Source organism: Nonomuraea spiralis, assembly GCF_014648435.1.
Lineage (GTDB): Bacteria > Actinomycetota > Actinomycetes > Streptosporangiales > Streptosporangiaceae > Nonomuraea > Nonomuraea spiralis.
The window spans coordinates 367,228-387,483 of record NZ_BMRC01000007.1 but is presented as its reverse complement, the minus strand read 5'-3'; the positions used below and the strand labels follow the sequence as shown (position 1 = coordinate 387,483).

The 20,256-nt window shown below is 71.7% G+C and carries 20 protein-coding genes; 14 read left to right on the top strand and 6 right to left on the bottom strand.

Annotated features, from left to right (window positions below; genetic code table 11):
- Positions 1-6: 6 nt before the first annotated feature.
- The 8 genes from IEZ27_RS20010 (at position 7) to IEZ27_RS19975 (ending at position 8,935) form a co-directional block, all read left to right on the top strand.
- Positions 7-1,200: a M20 metallopeptidase family protein gene (locus IEZ27_RS20010; protein ID WP_189648623.1), complete on the top strand. Its 1,194-nt coding sequence runs from the start codon at positions 7-9 to the stop codon at positions 1,198-1,200.
- The gene (locus tag IEZ27_RS20005) at positions 1,200-2,165 is read left to right on the top strand and encodes a zinc-dependent alcohol dehydrogenase family protein (protein WP_189648622.1); all 966 of its coding nucleotides are present in this window, start codon (positions 1,200-1,202) and stop codon (positions 2,163-2,165) included. Before IEZ27_RS20010 ends, IEZ27_RS20005 begins: the two co-directional genes overlap by 1 nt.
- 170 nt (positions 2,166-2,335) lie before the next feature.
- Positions 2,336-4,168, top strand: a complete 1,833-nt coding sequence (locus IEZ27_RS20000) for an ABC transporter substrate-binding protein (protein WP_189648621.1) — start codon at positions 2,336-2,338, stop codon at positions 4,166-4,168.
- Between the two features lie 3 nt (positions 4,169-4,171).
- Positions 4,172-5,179 carry an ABC transporter permease gene (locus tag IEZ27_RS19995; RefSeq protein WP_189648620.1) on the top strand — a complete coding sequence of 336 codons (1,008 nt, stop codon included), beginning with the start codon at positions 4,172-4,174 and terminating at the stop codon, positions 5,177-5,179.
- A complete protein-coding gene (locus tag IEZ27_RS19990; RefSeq protein WP_229824143.1) occupies positions 5,176-6,081 on the top strand; it encodes an ABC transporter permease in 906 nt (301 codons plus the stop codon). The genes IEZ27_RS19995 and IEZ27_RS19990 overlap by 4 nt, the downstream gene beginning before the upstream one ends.
- A 3-nt stretch (positions 6,082-6,084) precedes the next feature.
- Entirely contained in the window at positions 6,085-7,071 is a 987-nt protein-coding gene (locus IEZ27_RS19985) for an ABC transporter ATP-binding protein (RefSeq protein WP_229824142.1), read from the top strand.
- Positions 7,068-8,078 carry an ABC transporter ATP-binding protein gene (locus IEZ27_RS19980; protein WP_189648619.1) on the top strand — a complete coding sequence of 337 codons (1,011 nt, stop codon included), beginning with the start codon at positions 7,068-7,070 and terminating at the stop codon, positions 8,076-8,078. Before IEZ27_RS19985 ends, IEZ27_RS19980 begins: the two co-directional genes overlap by 4 nt.
- Complete coding sequence (locus IEZ27_RS19975) at positions 8,078-8,935, top strand: GNAT family N-acetyltransferase (RefSeq protein WP_189648618.1); 858 nt, start codon at positions 8,078-8,080, stop codon at positions 8,933-8,935. Before IEZ27_RS19980 ends, IEZ27_RS19975 begins: the two co-directional genes overlap by 1 nt.
- A gap of 2 nt (positions 8,936-8,937) precedes the next feature.
- Here the strand turns inward: IEZ27_RS19975 and IEZ27_RS19970 are convergent, their stop codons facing one another.
- Positions 8,938-10,050, bottom strand: a complete 1,113-nt coding sequence (locus tag IEZ27_RS19970; RefSeq protein ID WP_189648617.1) for an exo-beta-N-acetylmuramidase NamZ family protein — start codon at positions 10,048-10,050, stop codon at positions 8,938-8,940.
- Positions 10,051-10,107: 57 nt separating this feature from the next.
- Here IEZ27_RS19970 and murQ point away from each other — a divergent pair, with 57 nt between their 5' ends.
- The 3 genes from murQ to IEZ27_RS19955 are packed head-to-tail and all read left to right on the top strand — an operon-like array spanning position 10,108 to position 12,545.
- Complete coding sequence (gene murQ / locus IEZ27_RS19965) at positions 10,108-11,007, top strand: N-acetylmuramic acid 6-phosphate etherase (protein WP_189648616.1); 900 nt, start codon at positions 10,108-10,110, stop codon at positions 11,005-11,007.
- A gap of 52 nt (positions 11,008-11,059) precedes the next feature.
- Positions 11,060-12,163, top strand: a complete 1,104-nt coding sequence (locus IEZ27_RS19960) for a serine hydrolase domain-containing protein (RefSeq protein WP_189648615.1) — start codon at positions 11,060-11,062, stop codon at positions 12,161-12,163.
- A gap of 4 nt (positions 12,164-12,167) precedes the next feature.
- Positions 12,168-12,545, top strand: a complete 378-nt coding sequence (locus IEZ27_RS19955) for a VOC family protein (RefSeq protein WP_125638854.1) — start codon at positions 12,168-12,170, stop codon at positions 12,543-12,545.
- On the opposite strand, the gene IEZ27_RS19950 is transcribed toward IEZ27_RS19955, so the two are convergent.
- Both IEZ27_RS19950 and IEZ27_RS19945 read right to left on the bottom strand, forming a co-directional pair.
- The gene (locus IEZ27_RS19950; RefSeq protein WP_189648614.1) at positions 12,542-13,444 is read right to left on the bottom strand and encodes a TIGR03619 family F420-dependent LLM class oxidoreductase; all 903 of its coding nucleotides are present in this window, start codon (positions 13,442-13,444) and stop codon (positions 12,542-12,544) included. The two genes, IEZ27_RS19955 and IEZ27_RS19950, sit on opposite strands and share 4 nt — an antisense overlap.
- A 67-nt stretch (positions 13,445-13,511) precedes the next feature.
- Complete coding sequence (locus tag IEZ27_RS19945; protein ID WP_189648613.1) at positions 13,512-15,278, bottom strand: hypothetical protein; 1,767 nt, start codon at positions 15,276-15,278, stop codon at positions 13,512-13,514.
- A 130-nt stretch (positions 15,279-15,408) separates the two neighbouring features.
- Here IEZ27_RS19945 and IEZ27_RS19940 point away from each other — a divergent pair, with 130 nt between their 5' ends.
- Together IEZ27_RS19940 and IEZ27_RS19935 are read left to right on the top strand one after the other, a co-directional pair.
- Positions 15,409-16,263: a phosphotransferase family protein gene (locus tag IEZ27_RS19940; protein ID WP_189648612.1), complete on the top strand. Its 855-nt coding sequence runs from the start codon at positions 15,409-15,411 to the stop codon at positions 16,261-16,263.
- Positions 16,264-16,322: 59 nt separating this feature from the next.
- Positions 16,323-16,577: a TFIIB-type zinc ribbon-containing protein gene (locus tag IEZ27_RS19935; RefSeq protein WP_125638842.1), complete on the top strand. Its 255-nt coding sequence runs from the start codon at positions 16,323-16,325 to the stop codon at positions 16,575-16,577.
- A 70-nt stretch (positions 16,578-16,647) separates the two neighbouring features.
- On the opposite strand, the gene IEZ27_RS19930 is transcribed toward IEZ27_RS19935, so the two are convergent.
- The 3 genes from IEZ27_RS19930 to IEZ27_RS19920 all read right to left on the bottom strand — a co-directional run bounded on the left by IEZ27_RS19930 (position 16,648) and on the right by IEZ27_RS19920 (position 20,044).
- Entirely contained in the window at positions 16,648-17,637 is a 990-nt protein-coding gene (locus tag IEZ27_RS19930; protein WP_189648611.1) for a hypothetical protein, read from the bottom strand.
- A 37-nt stretch (positions 17,638-17,674) separates the two neighbouring features.
- Entirely contained in the window at positions 17,675-19,288 is a 1,614-nt protein-coding gene (locus tag IEZ27_RS19925) for an ABC-F family ATP-binding cassette domain-containing protein (RefSeq protein ID WP_189648610.1), read from the bottom strand.
- Positions 19,289-19,507: 219 nt separating this feature from the next.
- A complete protein-coding gene (locus IEZ27_RS19920) occupies positions 19,508-20,044 on the bottom strand; it encodes a CGNR zinc finger domain-containing protein (protein ID WP_189648609.1) in 537 nt (178 codons plus the stop codon).
- A gap of 25 nt (positions 20,045-20,069) precedes the next feature.
- On the opposite strand from IEZ27_RS19920, the gene IEZ27_RS19915 reads away from it, so the two are divergent.
- Positions 20,070-20,252 (top strand): hypothetical protein, encoded by a 183-nt coding sequence (locus IEZ27_RS19915; protein WP_125638831.1) that lies wholly within the window; start codon positions 20,070-20,072, stop codon positions 20,250-20,252.
- Positions 20,253-20,256: the final 4 nt, after the last annotated feature.

The window sequence follows — 20,256 nt, the reverse complement described above, 5'->3', positions numbered from 1 at the left end:
TTCATCATGTCGTTCACTGAATCCGCCCTGGACATGCGGGACGAACTCATCCAGCTCCGCCACTCCCTGCACACCACCCCCGAGCTCGGCCTGCATCTGCCCCGGACGCAGGAGAAGGTGCTGGCGGCGCTGGACGGGCTTCCCCTGGAGATCACGACCGGCAAGACGCTCAGCTCGGTCACGGCGGTGTTGCGCGGCGGCCGGCCGGGTCCCGCGGTGCTGCTGCGCGGCGACATGGACGCCCTGCCCGTGGCCGAGCGCAACGACCTGCCCTACATCTCCCAGACCCCCGGCCAGATGCACGCCTGCGGCCACGACCTGCACACCGCCATGCTGGCCGGCGCGGCCCGGCTGCTCAGCGCGCGGCGGGCGGAGCTCGCCGGTGACGTGATCTTCATGTTCCAGCCGGGCGAGGAGGGCCACGAGGGCGCCAAGCACATGATCGGCGAGGGCGTGCTCGACGCGGCCGGGACGCGGCCGGTGGCGGCGTACGGGATGCACGTGGTCTCGGCGATGCTGCCGACGGGGCTGTTCGCCTCGCGGCCCGGCCCGATCATGGCGGCGGCCGACGTGTTCTGCGTGACGGTGAAGGGCAGCGGCGGCCACGGGTCGAGCCCCCACCGCGCCAAGGACCCGATCGCGGCCGGGTGCGAGATGGTGACGGCGCTGCAGACGATGGTGACCAGGACGTTCGACGTGTTCGACCCCGTGGTGATCACCGTGGGCACCTTCCACGGCGGCTCGGCCGACAACGTCATCCCCGACGAGGCGCGCTTCGAGGCGACCGTGCGCACGTTCAGCAAGGAGCACCGGGTGCTGGTCAAGCGGCGCCTGGTGGAGGTGGTCGAGGGCATCGCGGCCGCGCACGGGCTGACGGTGGAGACGTCGTTCGGGACGGGGTACCCGGTGACGGTCAACGACCAGGACGAGGCCGGGTTCGTCTCCCGGACCGCCGACGAACTGTTCGGCCCCGGCCGCTACTTCGTGGCGCCGCAGCCGGTGATGGGGTCGGAGGACTTCTCGTACGTGCTGGAGGAGGTGCCGGGCGCGTTCGTCTTCCTGGGGGCGTGCCCGCCGGACCGGGACCCGGCCACGGCGCCGTACAACCATTCTCCGGACGCGGTCTTCGACGACTCCGTGCTCCCCGACGGCGCGGCCCTGTACGCCTCCCTCGCCCACGGGCGCCTGTCGGGGTCGTGATGCGCGCCTGGGTGGTGGACACGCCGGGACCGATGGCGACCGGTCCGCTCGTACCGGTCGAACGGGACGTCCCGGAGCCCGGCCCCGGCGAGGTGCTGGTACGGGTGGAGGCGTGCGGCGTGTGCCGGACCGACCTGCACCTGGCCGAGGGCGACCTCGCGCCGCGGCGGCCGCGGACCACCCCCGGGCACCAGGTGGTGGGCCGGGTCGAGGGCTCCGGCGAGCGGGTGGGGGTGGCCTGGCTGCGCTCGACGTGCGGCCGGTGCCGTTACTGCCTGCGCGGCATGGAGAACCTGTGCCCGGACTCCACGTACACGGGCTGGGACGCCGACGGGGGCTACGCGGAGTACGTCATGGCCCCCGCCGACTACGTCTATCCGCTGCCCGGCGACGTACCCGCCGAGCGGCTGGCGCCGCTGCTGTGCGCGGGGATCATCGGCTACCGGGCGCTGGCCCGCTGCGACCTGCCGCCCGGCGGACGGCTCGGCATCTACGGCTTCGGCTCCTCGGCCCACCTGACCGCGCAGGCGGCCATCGCGCGGGGCGCCACCGTGCACGCCGTGACCAGGTCGGCCGCCTCCAGGGAGCTGGCGCTGGAGCTGGGCGCGGCCTCGGCGGGCGACCGGCCGCCCGAGCCGCTCGACGCGGCCATCCTGTTCGCGCCGGTCGGCGACCTGGTGCCGCCCGCGCTCGAAGCGCTCGACCGCGGCGGGACGCTGGCGATCGCCGGCATCCACCTGACCGACGTGCCCCCGCTGAACTACGAGCGGCACCTGTTCCAGGAGCGCACGCTGCGCAGCGTGACCGCCAACACCAGGGCCGACGGGCGGGCCTACCTGGAGCTGGCGCTGGCCCATCCGCCGCGGGTGGAGACAAAGATCTACCCGCTGGATGCGGCCGGTCGGGCGCTGGCCGATCTGGCCGCGGACCGCGTCAGGGGCGCGGCTGTGCTGGTCATGGGCTGAGCCCGGCATCGGGCGCACGATGGAGATTGGCGCCACGCCGGACCTCTATGAAGGAAAGTTACATTACACTCACAACATCTGGAGATTATTGACGCTGCCTGCTGGCGACCGTAGGGTCCGGTCAATTCCCTACAGATCCTCAACAGGTCCGACATCCCCCGGAGCGGCAGATGAAGCGACTGGCAGCGGTAGTGGCGTTGCTGGGCCTCGCCACCGCCACAGCGGCGTGCAGTGGTGGTACCAACAACAAGTCCGGCGCCTCGAGCGGTGGTGGTGGCGGGCTCTTCACCACGATCGACGTCAACAGGCCGGGCCTGGAGGCCACGGCCCCGGCCAACCCGTACAACCCGAAGGGCAACTCCTTCCCCGGCTACACGGCGATGAAGCTGGGCTGGGTGAAGAACCACCTGACGGACCCCAACCAGGCACTCCCCGGCATCGCGGAGAGCTGGGAGATCGCGCCGGACAACTCGGCCATCACCCTGAAGCTCCAGCCGAACGCCAAGTGGTCCGACGGCAAGCCCGTCACCGCCGAGGACGTCAAGATGTCCATCGGCATCGCCTACACCCAGGGCAGCACGGCCTTCTCGATCACGCCGGGCGCGGCTGGTGCGGCGGCCGACGTGACCGTGGTCGACGAGCACACCCTGAAGATCACCCAGGACATGGCGAACCCGAGCCCGAAGTTCGCCCGCGGCGTGCTCGACACGTTCGTCCTGCCCGCCCACGTGTGGGGCAGCGTGCTCCCCGCGGACTTCTGGGACCAGCTCAAGGCCTCCAGGGCCGAGGGCGCCGACGCCGACAAGGCGCGTGAGACGATCACCGGCCTCGGCGAGAAGGTGCTCACCTTCGCCCCGCCGAAGGACACCTCGGCCGGCCCGTTCGTGCTGGAGCGGGTCAACCCGTCCGAGGCGTTGCTGGTCAAGAACAAGTACTTCTACAACGCCGCGAACGTGGCTCCGGCGCAGGTGAAGTTCCTCAACTACACCGGCAACGAGCAGATCTGGAACTACCTCACCGCGGGCAAGCTCGACCACGCCGGTTTCACCGCCGCCCCGACGGACGTGATGAACCGGATCAAGGCGGCCGCCGGCAACGAGGTCATCAAGGGCTACTCGCCGGTCGCGGTCAGCCTGGCCTTCAACCAGGCCAAGAAGCCGTACGACAACGTGCACGTGCGTCGCGGCCTGGCCTACCTGATCAACCGTGAGGAGGTCACCAAGGTCGCCTCGCCCGAGGGCGGCACGGCCGCGGTCACCACCACCGGCATCCACCAGAAGGCCGCGCAGGCCTGGATCCCCGACACGCTGCCGAAGCTGGACCCGTACGCGACGGACGCGGCCAAGGCCGAGGCGGAGTTCAAGGAGGCCGGCCTCACCAAGAAGGACGGCAAGTGGACGCTGGCCGACGGCTCTGCGTGGAAGGTCTCCATGCACGCGCCCGCCGGCTTCTCCGACTGGCTGTCGGCCCAGGAGAACATCAAGAGCCAGCTGATCAAGGCCGGCGTGGACGCCGAGGTCGTCACGACCGCCGACTACCCCCTCTACCTGGAGGAACTGGCGGCCGGCAAGTACGACGCGGGCTTCTGGCTGATGGCGCTCGGCCCCGCGCCGTACGACATCTACCAGCGCCTCTACGGCGCCTCCAACGGCTGGACCAACGTCGCGGGCAAGGTCAAGCACTCCGAGCCCGGCAAGGCCGGCAACTGGATGGGCGGCCCCGAGAAGATCGAGGTCGACGGCGCCAAGATCAACCCCGGTGAGCTGACCGGCAAGCTGAACTCGGCCACCGAGGAGGAGGCCAAGCCGATCATGGCCCAGCTCGCCAAGGCGGCGAACCAGGACCTCCCGGTCATCCAGCTCTGGGACTACGTCAACACCCAGTTCGTCAACAACAGCCGCTTCACCGGCTGGCCGCACGACGACGAGATCCTGCGTATGGGCACCGGCGTCCTCCCCTCGGGCGTGTGGATCCAGCTCGGCATGATCAAGGCGAAGTCGTAGTTCATGACGCTCATCACACGGCGACTCGCGGGCCACCTGGCCCGCGGGTTCGTCATGATCCTCGTTGTCGCGACGATCAGCTTCTTCATCATCAACAACATCCCCGGCGACCCGATGGCCGCCCGCTACGAGAAGCTGGTCGAGCAGGGCATGTCGCCCGAGGCCGCCGCGCAGTCCGTGAAGGTCCTGTACGGCTTCCTGCCCGACGGCACACTGTGGCAGCAGTACACCGACTACATGACCGGGCTGCTCCACCTCGACCTCGGCATGTCGGTCAGCCGGCCCGGCACCCCGGTGCTCGACGTGCTCACCGACGCGGCCAAGTGGACCGTTCTACCGGTGCTGGCCGGCACGCTGCTGAGCTTCCTCGTCGGGATCATCCTCGGCGTGTACGCGGCCATCAAGCGCACCGGCAAGCTGGGCGACGCCCTGGCCATCTCCGGTTCGCTGCTGCACGGCATCCCGCAGTACGTGCTGGCGATGCTGCTCGTGGTGATCTTCGCGACGCTCATCCCGATCCTGCCGGCCGACGGCACGGTGGACATCCTGTTCGAGCCGGGCTTCAACGCCGGCTACATCGGCTCGCTGGCCGAGCACGCGGTGCTGCCGGTCGTCACGTACGCGCTGTCGGCCTACGGCGGCTGGATCCTGGCGATGAAGTCGAGCGTGGTCACCGTGCTCGGCGACGACTTCATCCTGGCCGCCGAGCTGCGCGGCATGAAGCGCTCGATCGTGTTCCGCTACATCGCGCGCAACGCGATCCTGCCGCTGTTCACCATGCTCGCGCTCTCGCTCGGCCTGCTGCTGGGCGGCGCGGTCTTCATCGAGAAGATCTTCAACTACCCGGGGCTCGGCTGGCTGCTGATCAGCGGCGTGCAGGACCGCGACTACGGCCTGATGGGCGGGGCGTTCCTGCTGATCACCGTCGGCACGATCATCGCCAACATCGTGGCGGACCTGTTCTACACGGTCATCGACCCGCGGGTGCGCAGCGGAGAGGAGGGCTCGTGAGCGCCACGCTCATCCCGGAGGCGGCGCCGGCCGCGTCGGCCATGCGCCGCAACTTCTGGAACGGCGTGTGGCGGGTGATGAAGCGCAAGCCCAGCCGCATGGCCGGGGTCGTCATCATCGCCGGCTTCATCGTCATGGCCGTGGTCGGCCCGCTGCTGCTGCCCGAGCACCTGCCGGGCAACGCGAGCGCGATCACCCAGCCGCCGAGCTGGGACCACTGGTTCGGCACCGACCCGCAGGGCCGGGACGTGACCGCGCTGGTGATCAAGGGCTCGCGTTACGTCCTGCTCACCGCCCTGGTCACCGCGATCATCACGGTCGTCGCCGGCACCGCCATCGGCCTGTTCTCGGGCTTCAAGCGGGGCCGCTGGGACACCGTGCTCATGCGGCTGACCGACATGAAGCTCACCATCCCCGGCCTGCCGCTGCTGCTGGTACTGGCCACGGTCTGGAAGTTCGGCAACCCCATCCAGATGGGCCTGGTGCTCGGCCTGCTCGGCTGGGGCGGCGTGGCGCGGGCGGTGCGCTCGCAGACGCTGTCGCTGCGCGAGCGCGGCTTCATCGAGGCGGCGCGCGGGCTCGGGCTTTCCACCACGCACATCATCGGCAGGGAACTGCTGCCGAGCATGGCGCCCTACATCGCGATGAACATGCTCATCGCGGTCACCGGCGCGGTCTACTCGCAGGTGGGCCTGTTCTTCCTGGGCGTGCTGCCGTACGAGTCGGACAACTGGGGCGTGATGCTCAACCTCGCCGTGTTCCAGGCGGGCGCCATGATCACGCCGAACGCGCTCGGCTACCTGCTGGCCCCCCTGCTGGCGATCCTGCTGCTGACGCTCGGCATCGTGCTCGTGGTGGACGCCATGGACGAGATCTTCAACCCCCGGCTGCGCGAGGAGTAACAAGTGGCCGAACAAGCGCCGGGAGTGCGCATCGACGGCCTGACGGTCGTCTACAAGACCCCCGCGGGCGAGCTGCCCGCCGTCCGGGACGTCACGCTGACGCTGGAGCCCGGCACGATCACCGGCATCGTCGGCGAGTCCGGCTCGGGCAAGTCCACGCTGGCGTTGTCGCTGCTCAACGCGGTCCAGCCCCCGGGCCGGATCGCAGCGGGCAGCGTCGAGATCGACGGCCTGGGCGACGTGACCGGTTTCGCCGGCGAGGAGCTGCGCAAGGCCCGCGGCCGGCACATCGGGTACGTCTTCCAGGCGGCCCAGAACTCGCTCAACCCGCTCAAGACGGTCGGCAAGCAGCTCCTCGACCTGGGCCGTTCGCACGGCGTCGAGGACCTGCGCGGCCTGGTCCGCGAGGCCAAGGAACTGCTCGGCCGCATGGGCCTGGACGGCGCGCGCGTGCTCGACTCGCACCAGCACGAGCTGTCGGGCGGCATGCGGCAGCGGGTCGGCATCATGCTGGCCCTGGTGCTCAACGCCCACCTGGTCGTGCTCGACGAGCCGACGACCGCGCTGGACATGATCACCCAGGCGAACATCCTGAAGATCGTCCGCGAGGTGCACGCCGAGCGCGGCCTGACCACGCTGGTCATCACGCACGACATCGGCGTCGTGGCCGAGGTCGCCGACCGCCTGGTCGTCATGTACGGCGGCCGCCTGGTCGAGCAGGGCCCCACCCGCGAGGTGCTCGGCTCCCCCACCCACCCCTACACCAAGGGCCTGATCAGGGCCATCCCGCGCCTCGTGGGCGACATCGCCGAGGCCCAGGCGCTGCCCGGCCGGCCGCCGACGCTGGCCACGGTGCCGAAGGAGGGCTGCGTGTTCAGGGAGCGCTGCGCGCTGCGCATGGACGTGTGCGACACCGTCGACCCGCAGGCCGTGGCGCATGGATCGAGGGTCGTGGCCTGCCACGCCGTGACCGTGAAGGAGCACGCGTGATCACCGGGACCGGCATCGTCAAGACGTACAAGCAGCGCGGCAACGTCCTCGCCGGGCGGGAGGTGCGCGCGCTGCGCGGGGTGGACTTCGCCATCCCCAAGGGCGGCGCGGCCTCCTTCATCGGCGAGTCCGGCTGCGGCAAGACCACGCTGGGCCGGATCATCGCCGGGCTGGAGACCTACGACGAGGGCGAGATCGTCATCGGCGACGTGCCCATGTCGGGGATCAAGCTGAAGAAGCGCCAGCCGTACTTCCGCAAGATCCAGATGATCCACCAGGACCCGTACTCGGCGCTGAACCCGACCCGCACCATCCACCAGACGCTGTACGCGCCGCTCAGCCTGCGGGCCGGGCAGACCGGACGGTCGAAGGAGTGGATCGAGGAGCGGGCCGCCGAGGTGCTGTCGATGGTGGGCCTGGACCCGGGCTCGGTGCTGGGGCGCTACCCCCACCAGCTGTCGGGCGGCATGCGGCAGCGCGTGGTCATCGCCCGCGCGCTGACCGTCGACCCGGAGATGCTGGTCGCCGACGAGGCCGTCTCGATGATCGACGTCTCGCTCCGGCTGGGCATCCTGGCGCTGCTGAAGGACCTGCGCGAGCGGCTGGGCGTGAGCGTGCTGTTCATCACGCACGACGTGGCCACCGCCCGCTACATCGGCGACGACGGCGAGCTGTACGTCATCTACCGCGGCCAGGTCGTCGAGCGCGGCCCGGTGGACACGGTCATCGCCGACCCGGTGCACCCGTACACGCAGTCGCTGTTGTCGGCCATCCCCGTCCTGCACGGCCTGGAGGAGCCCGGCGAGCAGCCGGTGACGCCGCTGGAGTCGCTGGACGAGAGCAAGTCCGACGAGGGCTGCCTGTTCGCCCGCCGCTGCCCCTTCCGCGGCGAGCGGTGCACGGGCGAGCGGCCGCTGCTGCAGCTCACGGAAGGCGTGCCGCAGGAGCACGCGTGCTTCTACCCCGAGCGGCGCAACGTCATCGCGCGCCCGATGAGCGAGGTGTGATGTCGCCCACCGTGCGCGGCGCGGACCTGGCCGAGGCGGCCCGGGTGGCCGCCGCCGCGCTGACGCTGGACGCCCCGGAGGCCCCCGACCTGGTCCGGCGCCTGGCCGAGCCGCCCGCCGACCGCCGCTGGACGGCGCTGGCCACCGATGGCGGGGTCGTGCTGACGTCCCTGTCGTCGAAGGACCCCGAGGTCGGGCACATCGACCTGCTGGCCGTGCATCCCTCGGCCCAGGGTCGCGGGCACGGGCGCGCGCTGGTGCGGGCCGCCGAGGACTGGCTGCGCGGGCACGGCGCCCGGCAGGCCCGCTTCGCCGGGAACCCGCCCTGTTACGCCTGGCCCGGCATCGACGTGCGCTACACCGCCGCCGCCTGCCTGGCCGAGAGCCTCGGCTACGAGCGTTACCAGGTCGCCTGGAACATGACCGCCGACCTGTCGTCGGCCGACCTGTCGGTCGAGGACGACCTGCTTCGGCTGGAGCGGGCGGGGGTCGCGGTCAGGTCGGCGGGCGCCGACCGCTCGGCCGTGGCCGCGTTCGTCGAGGAGCACTGGAACGAGCGGTGGGCCTGGGAGGCGCTCAACGCCACCGGGCTGCACTACGCCGAGCGCGACGGGCGCGTGCTGGCCTTCGCCGCCTGGGGGGCGCGGCCGTCGTGGTTCGGCCCCATGGGCACCGCGCCCGACGCCCGCGGCCTCGGCCTGGGCGGGGTGCTGCTGCGCCGCTGCCTGGCCGACCAGCGGGCCGCCGGCCAGGCGAGCGCCCAGATCGGATGGGTGGGGCCGTTGCGGTTCTACTCGCGCGCCGTGGGCGCGCGAGCCGAACGCGTCTTCTGGCTCTACCGGCGCGATCTGGCCTGATGTCAGCTGTAGAGCAGATGTCCTTCGGGACGGCCGGGCGGCGGGCACAGCTCACGCGGGTCGTCCCCGGCCTCCAGGCAGCGCGTGAGCGTGTCGGAGCCCCACAGCAGGTCGAGGAACAGGTCGTCGCCCGTCCAGACCAGGTCGTCCGGATAGAGGACCCGGGCCGCGTGCAACATCGACAACCCGGTCAGCACCGGCCGGAAGGCCACCGGGTCGTGCACGTGCACCTGCACCCCGCGTACGGGGACGCCCGCGTGCTTGTGGAAGGTCGGGGTGAACCAGGTGTCCCTGAACCGCACCCCCGGCAGGTTCATCCCGTTCAGGGTGACCGCGTAGCGTTCGTCCGCGTACGGCGCCCCCACCAGCTCGAACGGCCGGGTGGTGCCGCGCCCCTCGGAGAAGTTGGTGCCCTCGAACAGCCCGGTGCCCGGGTAGACCAGCGCGGTGTCCGGGGTGGGCATGTTGACCGAGGGCATCACCCAGGGCAGGCCGGTCGCGGACCACGTCATGTCCCGCCGCCAGCCCTCCATCGTGACCACCCGCAGGTCGGCGTCGAAGCCGAACAGCTCCGCCAGTTCCCCCGCGGTCCTGCCGTGGCGTACGGGCAGCGGGAAGCGGCCCACGAAGCTGGCGAACGCCGGGTCCAGCGGCGGCCCCTCCTCCACGGTCCCGCCCAGGGGGTTGGGCCGGTCCAGCACCACGAACCGCAGGCCCAGCCGGGAGGCCGAGGCCAGCAGGTCGTACATGGTCCACACGAAGGTGTAGAAGCGGGTCCCCACGTCGGCGATGTCGAAGACCAGCGTGTCCACGCCGGAGGCGGCCACCACGCGGTCGAGGTCCTCGCCCGACAGCTCGTGGGTGTCGTGGACCGGCAGTCCCGTCCTGGGGTCCACGGCGTCGTGTTCGCTCGATCCCGCCTGGGCGGTGCCGCGCAGGCCGTGCTCGGGGCCGAACAGCGCGGTCAGCGGCACGCCGGCGGCCAGCAGGGCGTCGGGCGTGGGGGTCAGGTCGGGCAGGACTCCGGTGGGGTTGGTGATCAGGCCGAGACGGGCGCCTCCGGCCAGCGCGGGATCCGCGGCCAGCCGTTCAGCTCCGGTGCGTACGTATGACATGGATCCATTCTCTGAAAGATATTTACAACTGAGAAGTAAAGGGTGGAAATTAGCGTCATGATTGATCCGCTACCCGAGCTGTCCACCGAGCAGAGCGATCCCCGCTTCAGCCAGATCGACCGGCTGCCGACGGAGCAGGTCGCCCGATTGATGAACCAGGCCGACGCCGAGGTGCCCGTGGCCGTCGCCGCGGCCGTCCCGGCCATCTCGGCGGCCATCGACGCGATCGCCGCCCGGATGGCCGAGGGAGGCAGGCTGCTGTACGTCGGCGCCGGCACCTCGGGACGGCTGGCCGTGCTCGACGCCAGCGAGTGCCCGCCCACGTTCGGCACCGACCCCTCGCTGGTCCAGGGCGTCATCGCGGGCGGGTCCGAGGCGCTGACCCGGTCCATCGAGGGCGCGGAGGACGACGCCGAGGCGGGCGCGGCGGCCATCAAGGACCTGGAGGTGGGCGCGCTCGACTCGGTGGTGGGCGTGTCGGCCAGCGGGCGGGCCCCGTTCGTGCTGGGCGCGCTGGGCGAGGCCGCGGCGCGGGGGGCGCTGACGGCGGCGCTGTCGTGCAACCGGGGCGCGCCGCTGTCGGCCGCCGCCGAGCACGGCATCGAGGTGGTGGTGGGGCCCGAGGTGGTGGCGGGCTCGACCAGGTTGAAGGCGGGCACGGCGCAGAAGCTGGTGCTCAACATGATCTCGACGATCTCCATGGTCCGCCTGGGCCGGACCTACGGGAACCGGATGATCGAGATGTCGCCGATGAACAGCAAGCTCGCCTCCCGCGCGCTGCGTATGGTGAGCGAGATCACCGGGGCCGACGCCACGACGGCCGAGGCGGCGCTCGATGCGGCCGGCGGGCAGGCGAAGACGGCCGTGGTGATGATCCAGCACGGGCTGGACGCGGACGCGGCGCGCGCGCTGCTGGAGTCGCATGGAGAGCGGCTCAGCGACGCCCTCAGCGGCTGACGGCCGGCTCCGCACAAGGCTCGACCGAGGGCTCGACGAGGGGGGAACGGGGATGTCGGACCGGCTGGAGCGGCTGCTGGCCGCGGCGGTGCCCGAGGTGTGCCCGGCGGCGGTCGCGCTGATCGCCGCGCACGGCACGGTGGTCGCCGCCGCCACGGCCGGGGAACTGGTGCGCTACGCCGACGCAGGTCCCGTCCCCCGTGACGCCGACGGGCACGGCGGCGGGGGCGCACCGGGGGCGCTCGCCGCCGTGCGTCCGCCCGTACGGCGGGACTCGGTGTTCGACCTGGCCTCGGTCAGCAAGCTGTTCACCACCGCGGTGGTGCTCTCGCTCACCGAGGAGGGCCTGCTGAACCTGGACGAGCCGATCGCGGCCCGGGTCCCCGGCGGCGACCCGAGGCTCACGCTGCGCCGTCTGCTCACGCACACGGCGGGCCTGACGCCGACCCGCCGCGTCGACCTGGAACTCCCGCACACCGGGCCGGCCGAGCGCATGGCGGCGATGCTCGCCACGCCCGTCACCGGCCCGGTCGGCGGCCCCTACCTCTACAGCGACGTCGGCATGATCATGGCCGGCCGGATCGCCGAGCTGGCCGGCGGCGCGTCCCTCGACGTCCTGGTCCGCACCCGGATCACGGACGTCCTCGCCCTCCCCGGCACCGGCTACCGTCCCGTCCCCGACCGCGGGCCGGTGGACCGGGTCGCCGCGACCGAGTTCAAGCCCGAACGCCCCGGCCCCGGCTGCGTACGCGGCGAGGTGCACGACGAGACCGCCCACGCCCTGGGCGGGGTGGCCGGCCACGCGGGCCTGTTCGCGCCCGCCGACGACCTGCTGGCCTTCGGGGAGGCCCTGCGCCTTGGCGGGGGCCCGATGCTGGGCCGGGAGAGCGTGGCCGAGATGACCCGCGACCAGGGGGCGGAGGGGGCGGCGTTCCGGCACGGACTCGGCGTACGGATCGGCGACCCCGGCATCGTCGGCCCGCTGGAGGGCGCGTTCGGCCACTCCGGGTTCACCGGGACGTCGCTGGTGGTCGATCCCACGCGCGGGCTGACCGTGGTGCTGCTGACCAACGCCGTCCATCCCGTACGCGGGCGGCCGGGGATGCGCGAGCTGCGGTGCGCGGTCGCCGCCGAGGCGTTGCGGCACGTAGCGTGAGAACATGCCCGTCCAGCTGAACCACACCATCGTCAGCGCCACCGACAGGGACGCCACGGCCGCCTTCCTGGTCGACGTCCTCGGCCTGGAGCCCGCGCCGGTCTACGGCCCGTTCCGGGTCGTGACGCTGGCCAACGGCGTCTCCCTCGACGTGATGCGCACGACCGGGGAGGTGACTCCCCAGCATTACGCGTTCCTCGTGGGCGAGGAGGAGTTCGACCAGATCTGGGGCCGGATCAAGAGCCGCGGCCTGCCGTTCTGGGCCGATCCCGGGCACACCAGGCCCGGCGTGATCAACACCAACGACGGCGGCCGCGGGCTCTACTGGTCGGCCCCCGACGGGCACAACCTGGAGATCATCACGGTCCCCTACGGCGGCTAGGCCCTGGGGGCCAGCGCCTCCAGTGCCTCCTCGGCGCGGCGCATCGCCTCCCCGGCTCCGGCGGTGACGAAGTCCTTGTCGAAGTTGAGGTCGTGGAAGACCTCCGTGACGCCCGCGGCGGCCAGGGCGTCCACGTCCCGCCGGATCTGCTCGTACGTGCCGGTCAGCGGCCGGCGCCCGTCCTCGCCACCGGCGGGCCGCACCTGCGTGACGCCGCGGCAGACGAAGCGGAACGAGGCCACGTCCCGCCCGGCGGCGGCGATCGACTCCTTGATCAGCACGATCCGGCCCGCGACCGCCGACAGGTCCTCCCTGCTGGAGCTGATCCATCCGTCGGCCAGCCGTCCGGCCCGGCGCAGCGCGACCTCGGCGGTGCCGCCGAGCAGGATCGGCGGCGGTCCCGGCGCCGGCTTGGGGTCGATGTGGGACGGCGGCACCCGGTAGAACTCGCCGTCGTGCTCGACGACCTCGTCCGTCCACGCCTCGCGCAGCACCTCGACGAACTCCTCGCCCCTGCGCCCGCGCCGGTCCATGCCGATCCCCGCGGCCTCGTACTCCTCCGGCAGCCAGCCGAGCCCGATCCCGGCGCTCAGCCTGCCTCCTGAGACGGTCTGCAGCGTGGCGAGCTGCTTGGCCAGCAGGACCGGCTGCACGTAGACGTTGACCACGGCCACGCCCAGCCGGATCGTGCCGGTCACGCCGGACAGGTGCGCCAGCGTGATCAGCGGGTCGTGGACGCTTCGGTAGGTCGGTCCCATGGGATGCCCGACCGGGTACAACACGCGCTGGAACGTCCAGAGCTCGTGGTAGCCCAGTTCCTCGGCCCGTACGGCGATCCGCCGCATGTTCTCCGGCGTGGCCCACGGCCCTGACTGGGGTACGGCGAAACCGATTCTCATGCCCCCAGTGTGTCCGACACGGTGTCACCCTCGCCGGACCCGGGCCGCGGTCATCGTGCTGTGACGGTCACTTCTTGCAGGTCGCCGAGTAGGGCAGCGCCAGGCTCGGCCTGTGCTGGCTGAGCACCTCGAACGTGAGGGTTCCGCTGGGTTTGTCGCCCCAGCTCCAGTCCGCCCCGATGGCGGTGACGCCGCCCTTCCTCAGGGTGATCGTGCCCGACTGGGGCGAGCCGCCGTCCCTGAGCGAGCGGTGGTCGACCCGCGTCCCCTCGGTGCCGGTGACCCAGGCGTGGACGGCGACGCTCGGCCTGAGCACGCAGTCGCCGACGTAGGACCAGGTCTGGACACCCGTGATCCGCACCACGTCGGAGGTGTCCCGGGGGACGCACGTCCAGGTGTACGGCGCCTCCAGGACCGGCCGGTTGTGGCTGAGCACCTCGAACCGCACCTTTCCGGAACCGCTGCTCGCCGGCGTGTCGTACCGGAGGATTTCGAGTTGTTCCGGGGCGCCGGGCCTGAGCCGGATCTTCTGCGGCAGTTCGGCGACGCCGTCCACGATGAACCGGTACTCCATCTCGACCTCGGCGTCCGCGCTGACCGCCGCGAACGACCGGCTGTTGTGGCCGGCGGCGCACTCGCCCTTGTACTGGGGAGTCGTCAGGTACCGGATGGACACGGTCGGCTCGTCCGGCTGCTTCTGGCAGGTGAACGCGAACGAGCGCGTCGCCGGTGCGGCGGCGCCCTGGGCCGTGAGCGTGAGCTGCTGGGAGCCGGCGTCCTTGGGGCCGAACGTCCAGGTCGCGCTGACGTCCTGCGAGCGGGGCTGCGTGCTGGCGGGGAAGGTGAGCTGTCCCTTCCACTCGGCCGACTTCTGCGTCCACCAGTAGGTGACCTGCTGCTCCGGGCCGGCGGGCAGGCGTACCCGGCCGAGGGCGTGGTACTCGACGGGCTCGGCGCAGTCGCCCGCGTAGTCGCCCGGGTCCAGGCTCACGATCTCCAGCTCCGGCTTCTGCGCCGGCGGCGGGGTCGTGGTGGGTGTGGGTGTGGGCGTCGGCGTGGGTCGCGGGGCGTCGCCGCAGGTCACCCGGTACGTCGCCCGTCCGGAGTCGTGGCCGCCGGGGGTGAGCAGGTCGACGGCCTTCCATCCGGAGGCGGAGGAGCCGACGCTGAGCGGCAGCGTCACCTGGCGCAGCCGGGGTCCGCCGGCCGCGAAGTACAGCGACTCGCGCGGGCCCTCGCCGGTGGCGCTGTCGATCCACCGGTAGTCGACCCTGGCGGGCATACGCGACACCTGGACGGTGGCCGTGAACCTCACCGTGGTGGGGCAGGCCCCGGAGTAGACCGGCGGCGCGGCCTCGACGGCGGCTGCCGTGACCAGCGGCTCGTCCTGCGCGGCGGGCAGCGGGCGGGCGGCGTCCCACACCTGGGGCGCGCCCGCGCAGTCCACGCGGAAGCGGGCTTTGGCCGACAACCCCTTCTTCCCGAGGATCTGCACAGCCTGCCAGCCGGAGGTGGTCCGGTCGAAGGTCTGGCGGTCCTTCACCGTGATCTTGCGCACGCCGCGGGTGCGCACGCTCTTGTACGCGCTCTTGCTTCCGTCGCCGCGTACCCACCGGTAGCGGACAGTGCCAGCGCCCCTGGCCACCAGGACGGCGGAGAAGCCGACGGTGACGGGGCATTCGCCGGAGTGCCTGGCCGGATTCGCCTTCACCCGCGTGGCGGCCGTCGTGACCGCGGCGGCGCCGGTCTCGGTGGAGGCGGCGGCGAACGCGGGAGGAGCGGTCAGCAGGCCGCCGAGCAGCAGCGTGCTCAGCAGCAACGCTGTCCTGTTCATAGAGGATGTCCCTTTCTCAGCAAGAGGAAGGGAGCCCATGGTGCCGAACGCCCCTTGTGGTGCCCTTGTGGCGACTTGCGGGCCGCCGCTGTGGGGCGCGACCCCCATAACCGCCCAATAGTCTGTACGAGTGGGTCTAGAGCAGGAGCTTGCGGGCATCGCCGCGGCATACGGCGGCACGGGCGAGCCCGTACGGCACCAGACGCGTACCGACGTGGTCGTGTTACGGATGGGCGAGGTCGTGGTCAAGGCCCACTCCGCCCGCGACGAGGTGGACCCGCTGCGCTTCCGGCTCAGGGCCGCCGCCTCGGCCGCGGTCAGCGGCGTGCTGCTGGCCCCGCTGGACCCCGAGGTGCTGACGGCGGCGGGCCGCGCGGTCACCGTCTGGCCGGCCGGGCTCCCGGTCGCCCACGACGACCCCGCCTCGGCCCCCTGGGAGGAGGGCGCGCGGCTGCTGGCCCGGCTGCACGCCGTCCCCCTGACGCTGGTGCCGCCGATGCCGGCCGCGGGCGGTCCGGCGCGGGCCGCCCGCGCGGTGTCCAGGATGAACGGCGACGGCCCGGTCGAGCAGCTCGTCAGGCACGCGTTCAAGGAGCTGCCCGAGCCCGAGCCGGCGCCCGGCCTGCTCACCCACGGCGACTGGCACCTGGGCCAGCTCGTCTGCCGCGACCGGTGGCTGCTCATCGACGTCGACGACCTGGGCGTCGGCGACCCGGCCTGGGACCTGGCGCGACCGGCCGCCTGGTACGCCGCCGGCCTGCTCGAACCGGCCGTCTGGGAACGTTTCCTGGGCGCCTACCTGGCCTCGGGCGGCCCCGCGCTCGGCCAGGGCGACGATCCCTGGCAGCGGCTCGACCTGCCCGCCCGGGCGCTGACCGTACAGCTCGCCGCCGTGGCGGTGCTCAACGCCGAGCGCGAGAACCGGGAACTGGACGAGGTGGAGCATTCGTTAATCGAATCGTGCAGCAGAATCGTCCGAGCGTGACGGGGGCCGCACGCGGTAGGTTTCAGCCTGAGACCCTGGATCCAAGGAGAGCGACTTAGATGCAGTGCCCGAAGTGCCGCGGCAACATGCGGACATATGAGCGCAACGGCGTCCACATCGAGCAGTGTGACAACTGCCGTGGGATCTTCCTCGACTATGGCGAGCTCGAGACCCTGACCCGTATGGAGTCGCAGTACAACGCCGCTCCCCCGCCTCCCGCCCCCGGCCCGGCCTGGGGTGCTCCCCACCACGGCGGCCACCACTACGGTCACCACCGCCAGCGCAGCTGGGTGGGCATGCTGTTCTCCACCTGATCGTCCTGACACGCGAAAGGGCCGCGCTCCCGCGCGGCCCTTTCGCGTTGCCGGGGGTCGGCGTGCCGGGTCAGCCGGGGAAGTCGTCCGGGTTGACGGGCGCCGTACGGGCGTTGCCGCCGGTGATGGCGTGCAGGGTGATCCGCCAGTCGTGCCAGAGGATCTGGGTGGCGGTGACCGTGGTCTTGAACTTCACCGACTTCTGGAAACGCTCGAAGCTGCACTGCCGGGTGAAGGACTTGTTCTTGCCGTCCCAGTCCACGCCGTGCGTGAAGTAGATCTTGTACGCGCCGTCGCGCACGCCCCTGACCTTGAACTTGGTCCTCTTGCGCACGTACACGCTGAAGGTCTTGCTGCCGCCCTTGACCACGGTGACGACGGCGTCGCGGGTGCCGCCGTTGTCGATCTCCAGGGAGCTGCGGCCGCCCATCGCGGACCTGCGGATGAACGCGCCGTTCTTCAGCCGCCTGTTCTGCTTGCCGCCGGCCTTGACCGTGACGACGTCGGCCGGGTAGTCGCCGGCGCTCTGCAGGGCCTCGCCCGCCTTGTTCAGGGCGGTGAGCTGGGTGCCTACGTCGCTCAGCACGGCCGAGGAGGTGCACAGCTCGCGGCTGCCGACCTTGCCGGCCGTGGAGCCGAGCTCGGTGGCGAAGTCGCGCAGGCTGGTGACGTACGCGTCGTGCTGGGCGCGTACGGCGTCGGGCGGGGTGAGCGCGGCCAGGGCGTCGGCGGCGCCGCTCAGCGCCTGCTCGGCCTTGTCCACGCGCTGGTTGAGCGCCTGGACCCCGCGCGCGCCGGCCATGGCGTTGATCGCGGCGAGCATCGACTTGTGCCTGCTGTCCAGCTCGCCCTTGTACGCCTCCGGCGTCAGGCCGCTCGCGCTCGGGCTGGGACCCGCCGTGGGGTCGCCTCCGGGGTCGCCGCCGGGACCTCCGCCCTTGCCGTCCGCCACGCCGCTGACCTTCGGCTCACCACCGGTCAGCGGTGGAGGGGAGGAGCAGGCGGCGAGCGTCACCGTCGCCAGGGCGAGAACGCAGGAGATCAACCGGGGTGAAGCCACCTGCCACACTATCGCCCGGTTGATCCCCAGACGTCAATTACGATTCGGCCAGTCCCGCGTCCCGATCCTGTCGCAGCCACCGGGTGATCCCCAGTGTCTCCAGGAACGGCAGGTCATGGCTGGCCACGACGAGCGCGCCCCGGTAGGCCGCCAGCGCCTGGGAGAGCTGGCGCACGCTGGACATGTCCAGGTTGTTCGTCGGCTCGTCCAGCAGGAGAAGCTGCGGCGGCGGGTCGGCCGACAGCAGGGCGGCCAGGGTGGCGCGGAAACGTTCGCCGCCCGACAGCGTGCCCACGGGCTGGTCGGCCCGCTCGCCCCGGAACAGGAAGCGGGCCAGCCGCGCCCGTACGTCGTTGACCGAGGCCGACGGCGCCACCGCCCGGACGTTGTCCACCACGCTCAGCGCGTCGTCGAGCACGTCGAGCCGCTGCGGCAGGTACCGCACCGGGACGTGCGCGCCGTGCTCGACGATCCTCCTGAGCAGGGTGGTCTTGCCCGAGCCGTTGGGACCGAGCAGCGCGATACGCTCGGGGCCCCGGACGACCAGCCGGTCGAGGACCTTGACCCGCTCCCCGTCGGCCACCTCGGCCACCTCGTCCGGCCGGCCGGGCGGCGGGTCGAGGGGCAGGGTCAGCAGAGTCCGGCCGGCCGGGACGGCGGTGCCGGGCAGCTCGACGCGGATCTCGGCGTCGTCCCGTACGGCCAGCTCGGCCTCGGTCAGCCTCTCCCTGGCCTCCTCCAGGCGTTCCTGGTGCAGCGCGCGGTGCTTGCCCGCCGACACCTGGGCCTTCATCTTCAGCCCGTTGGCGACGATCTTGGGCACCTTCTTGTTCTCGAACGCCTTCCGCGCGTTGCGCCTGCGCCGGTCGAGCTTGGTCCTGGCCTCGATCAGCTCGCGCTGCTGCCGCCGTACCTCGCCCTCGGCGGTCCGGACCGTGCGCTCGGCCGCCTCCTGCTCGGCGGCGAGCCGTTCCTCGTAGTCGGCGAGGTTGCCGCCGTACAGGTGCACGGCGCCGTCGCGCAGGTCGGCGATCTGGTCGACGAGGTCGAGCAGCGCCCGGTCGTGGCTGACCACCACCAGCACGCCCGGCCAGGCGGCGACCGCGGCGTACAACCGCCGTCGCGCGTCCAGGTCGAGGTTGTTGGTGGGCTCGTCGAGCAGCAGCACGCCGGGACGCTTCAGGAGTTGCGCGGCCAGCGCGACCATGACGGCCTCGCCGCCGGACAGCGTCGCCACCGTACGGTCGAGCCCGACGTGATCGAGCCCGAGCCGGTCGAGCTCGGCCCTGGCGCGCTCCTCGACGTCCCAGTCGTCCCCGAGGGCGGTGAAGTGCTCCTCGGCGACGTCGCCGCCCTCGATGGCGTGCAGCGCGGCCCGCTTCCCGCTGATCTCCAGCAGGTCGGACACGGTACGGCCGCCCTCCAGCGGCACGTTCTGCGGCAGGTATCCCACCTCGCCGGTGACCGAGACCGAGCCGGAGCCCGGCGCCAGCTCCCCGGCGATGACCTTGAGCAGGGTGGACTTGCCCGACCCGTTCACCCCGATGAGCCCGGTACGCCCGGCGGGGAAGGCGGCGTCGAGCCGGTCGAGCACCTTGGTCCCGTCGGGCCAGCCGAAGGACACGTGATCGACGACAATAGAAAAAGACATAAGGCGGCTCCCATCACAAAACCCGAAATTTCGTGACTTGGCGGGAAACACCGCTGCGCACACAGCGAACCGGACAGCCGGGGCTGGAAGGAGGGCGAGGAGGTCGCCGAGGCTCAGGTGTGCGCGCGACGCCCAGGACAGGGCGGAAAGGCGCGGTGCCCGCTGCCTCAGATCCTCACGTCAACTGCCCCCATGGGTCGGCGATACGACCCGGACATATTACCCATTTCGCGGCCGCCGGACAAGGCCGCGCGCCCGATGGGCGGCCACGTTGACCCGGTTCGCGCAGGTCAGCGAGCAGAACCGGCGGCGCCCGTTGCGCGAGGTGTCCACGTAGACGATCTCGCAACCCTGCCGGTCGCAGCGCCCCAGCCGCCGCCCGTCGGAGAAGCACACCGCCATGGCCAGCCCGCCCGCGGTGGTGTCCTTGGCCCTGGAGACGATGTCGGCCTCGGTCGAGAAGAAGTGCAGGTGAGGCTCCAGGCCGTCGTGCGTGCTGATGTGCGGTTTCGAGGCGGTGATCTCCAGCAGCTCGTTGATCAGCCGTACCTGCGCGCCGGTGTCGGGCTCGCCGAACACGGGCGCGAGGCGGCGCGCCCAGGCCGCCAGCTCCGCGGCCTGCGCCGGGGTGACGTCCGTGCGCCACATGGCGTTGGCCGTGAGCGTCTCCCGTACGGCGGCCGGGCTGAAGTCGTCCGCGTTGACCAGTGCCGCCGCGAGTTCGGCCCCGTTGCCGCCGTAAGTGTTGAAATGCATAAGGTCATTACATCAGGTTGGAATCATGCATCCCGGAGAGCCGCACGACCCCTTCGCCCTGACCCTCGTCTCCTCCCACCGCACGTCCGAGGGCCTGGTCAGTTACCTGCGCTGCGCCTGCGGCGCGTGGGAGGTGCGTACGACCGCGACGGTCGCGTACGCCGCCCCGCGCCAGGGCGGCGGCCGGCCGATCAAGGGCATCGACTGACCCG

What these genes read in the sequence shown, in the direction of transcription:
- IEZ27_RS19925 (WP_189648610.1), bottom strand. Translation starts at nt 19,288, where the DNA reads ATGTCTTTTTCTATTGTCGTCGATCACGTGTCCTTCGGCTGGCCCGAC.
- murQ (WP_189648616.1), top strand. Translation starts at nt 10,108, where the DNA reads ATGATTGATCCGCTACCCGAGCTGTCCACCGAGCAGAGCGATCCCCGC.
- IEZ27_RS19955 (WP_125638854.1), top strand. Translation starts at nt 12,168, where the DNA reads ATGCCCGTCCAGCTGAACCACACCATCGTCAGCGCCACCGACAGGGAC.
- IEZ27_RS19960 (WP_189648615.1), top strand. Translation starts at nt 11,060, where the DNA reads ATGTCGGACCGGCTGGAGCGGCTGCTGGCCGCGGCGGTGCCCGAGGTG.
- IEZ27_RS19950 (WP_189648614.1), bottom strand. Translation starts at nt 13,444, where the DNA reads ATGAGAATCGGTTTCGCCGTACCCCAGTCAGGGCCGTGGGCCACGCCG.
- IEZ27_RS20005 (WP_189648622.1), top strand. Translation starts at nt 1,200, where the DNA reads ATGCGCGCCTGGGTGGTGGACACGCCGGGACCGATGGCGACCGGTCCG.
- IEZ27_RS19915 (WP_125638831.1), top strand. Translation starts at nt 20,070, where the DNA reads ATGCATCCCGGAGAGCCGCACGACCCCTTCGCCCTGACCCTCGTCTCC.
- IEZ27_RS19975 (WP_189648618.1), top strand. Translation starts at nt 8,078, where the DNA reads ATGTCGCCCACCGTGCGCGGCGCGGACCTGGCCGAGGCGGCCCGGGTG.
- IEZ27_RS19945 (WP_189648613.1), bottom strand. Translation starts at nt 15,278, where the DNA reads ATGAACAGGACAGCGTTGCTGCTGAGCACGCTGCTGCTCGGCGGCCTG.
- IEZ27_RS19920 (WP_189648609.1), bottom strand. Translation starts at nt 20,044, where the DNA reads ATGCATTTCAACACTTACGGCGGCAACGGGGCCGAACTCGCGGCGGCA.
- IEZ27_RS19935 (WP_125638842.1), top strand. Translation starts at nt 16,323, where the DNA reads ATGCAGTGCCCGAAGTGCCGCGGCAACATGCGGACATATGAGCGCAAC.
- IEZ27_RS20010 (WP_189648623.1), top strand. Translation starts at nt 7, where the DNA reads ATGTCGTTCACTGAATCCGCCCTGGACATGCGGGACGAACTCATCCAG.
- IEZ27_RS19970 (WP_189648617.1), bottom strand. Translation starts at nt 10,050, where the DNA reads ATGTCATACGTACGCACCGGAGCTGAACGGCTGGCCGCGGATCCCGCG.
- IEZ27_RS19995 (WP_189648620.1), top strand. Translation starts at nt 4,172, where the DNA reads ATGACGCTCATCACACGGCGACTCGCGGGCCACCTGGCCCGCGGGTTC.
- IEZ27_RS20000 (WP_189648621.1), top strand. Translation starts at nt 2,336, where the DNA reads ATGAAGCGACTGGCAGCGGTAGTGGCGTTGCTGGGCCTCGCCACCGCC.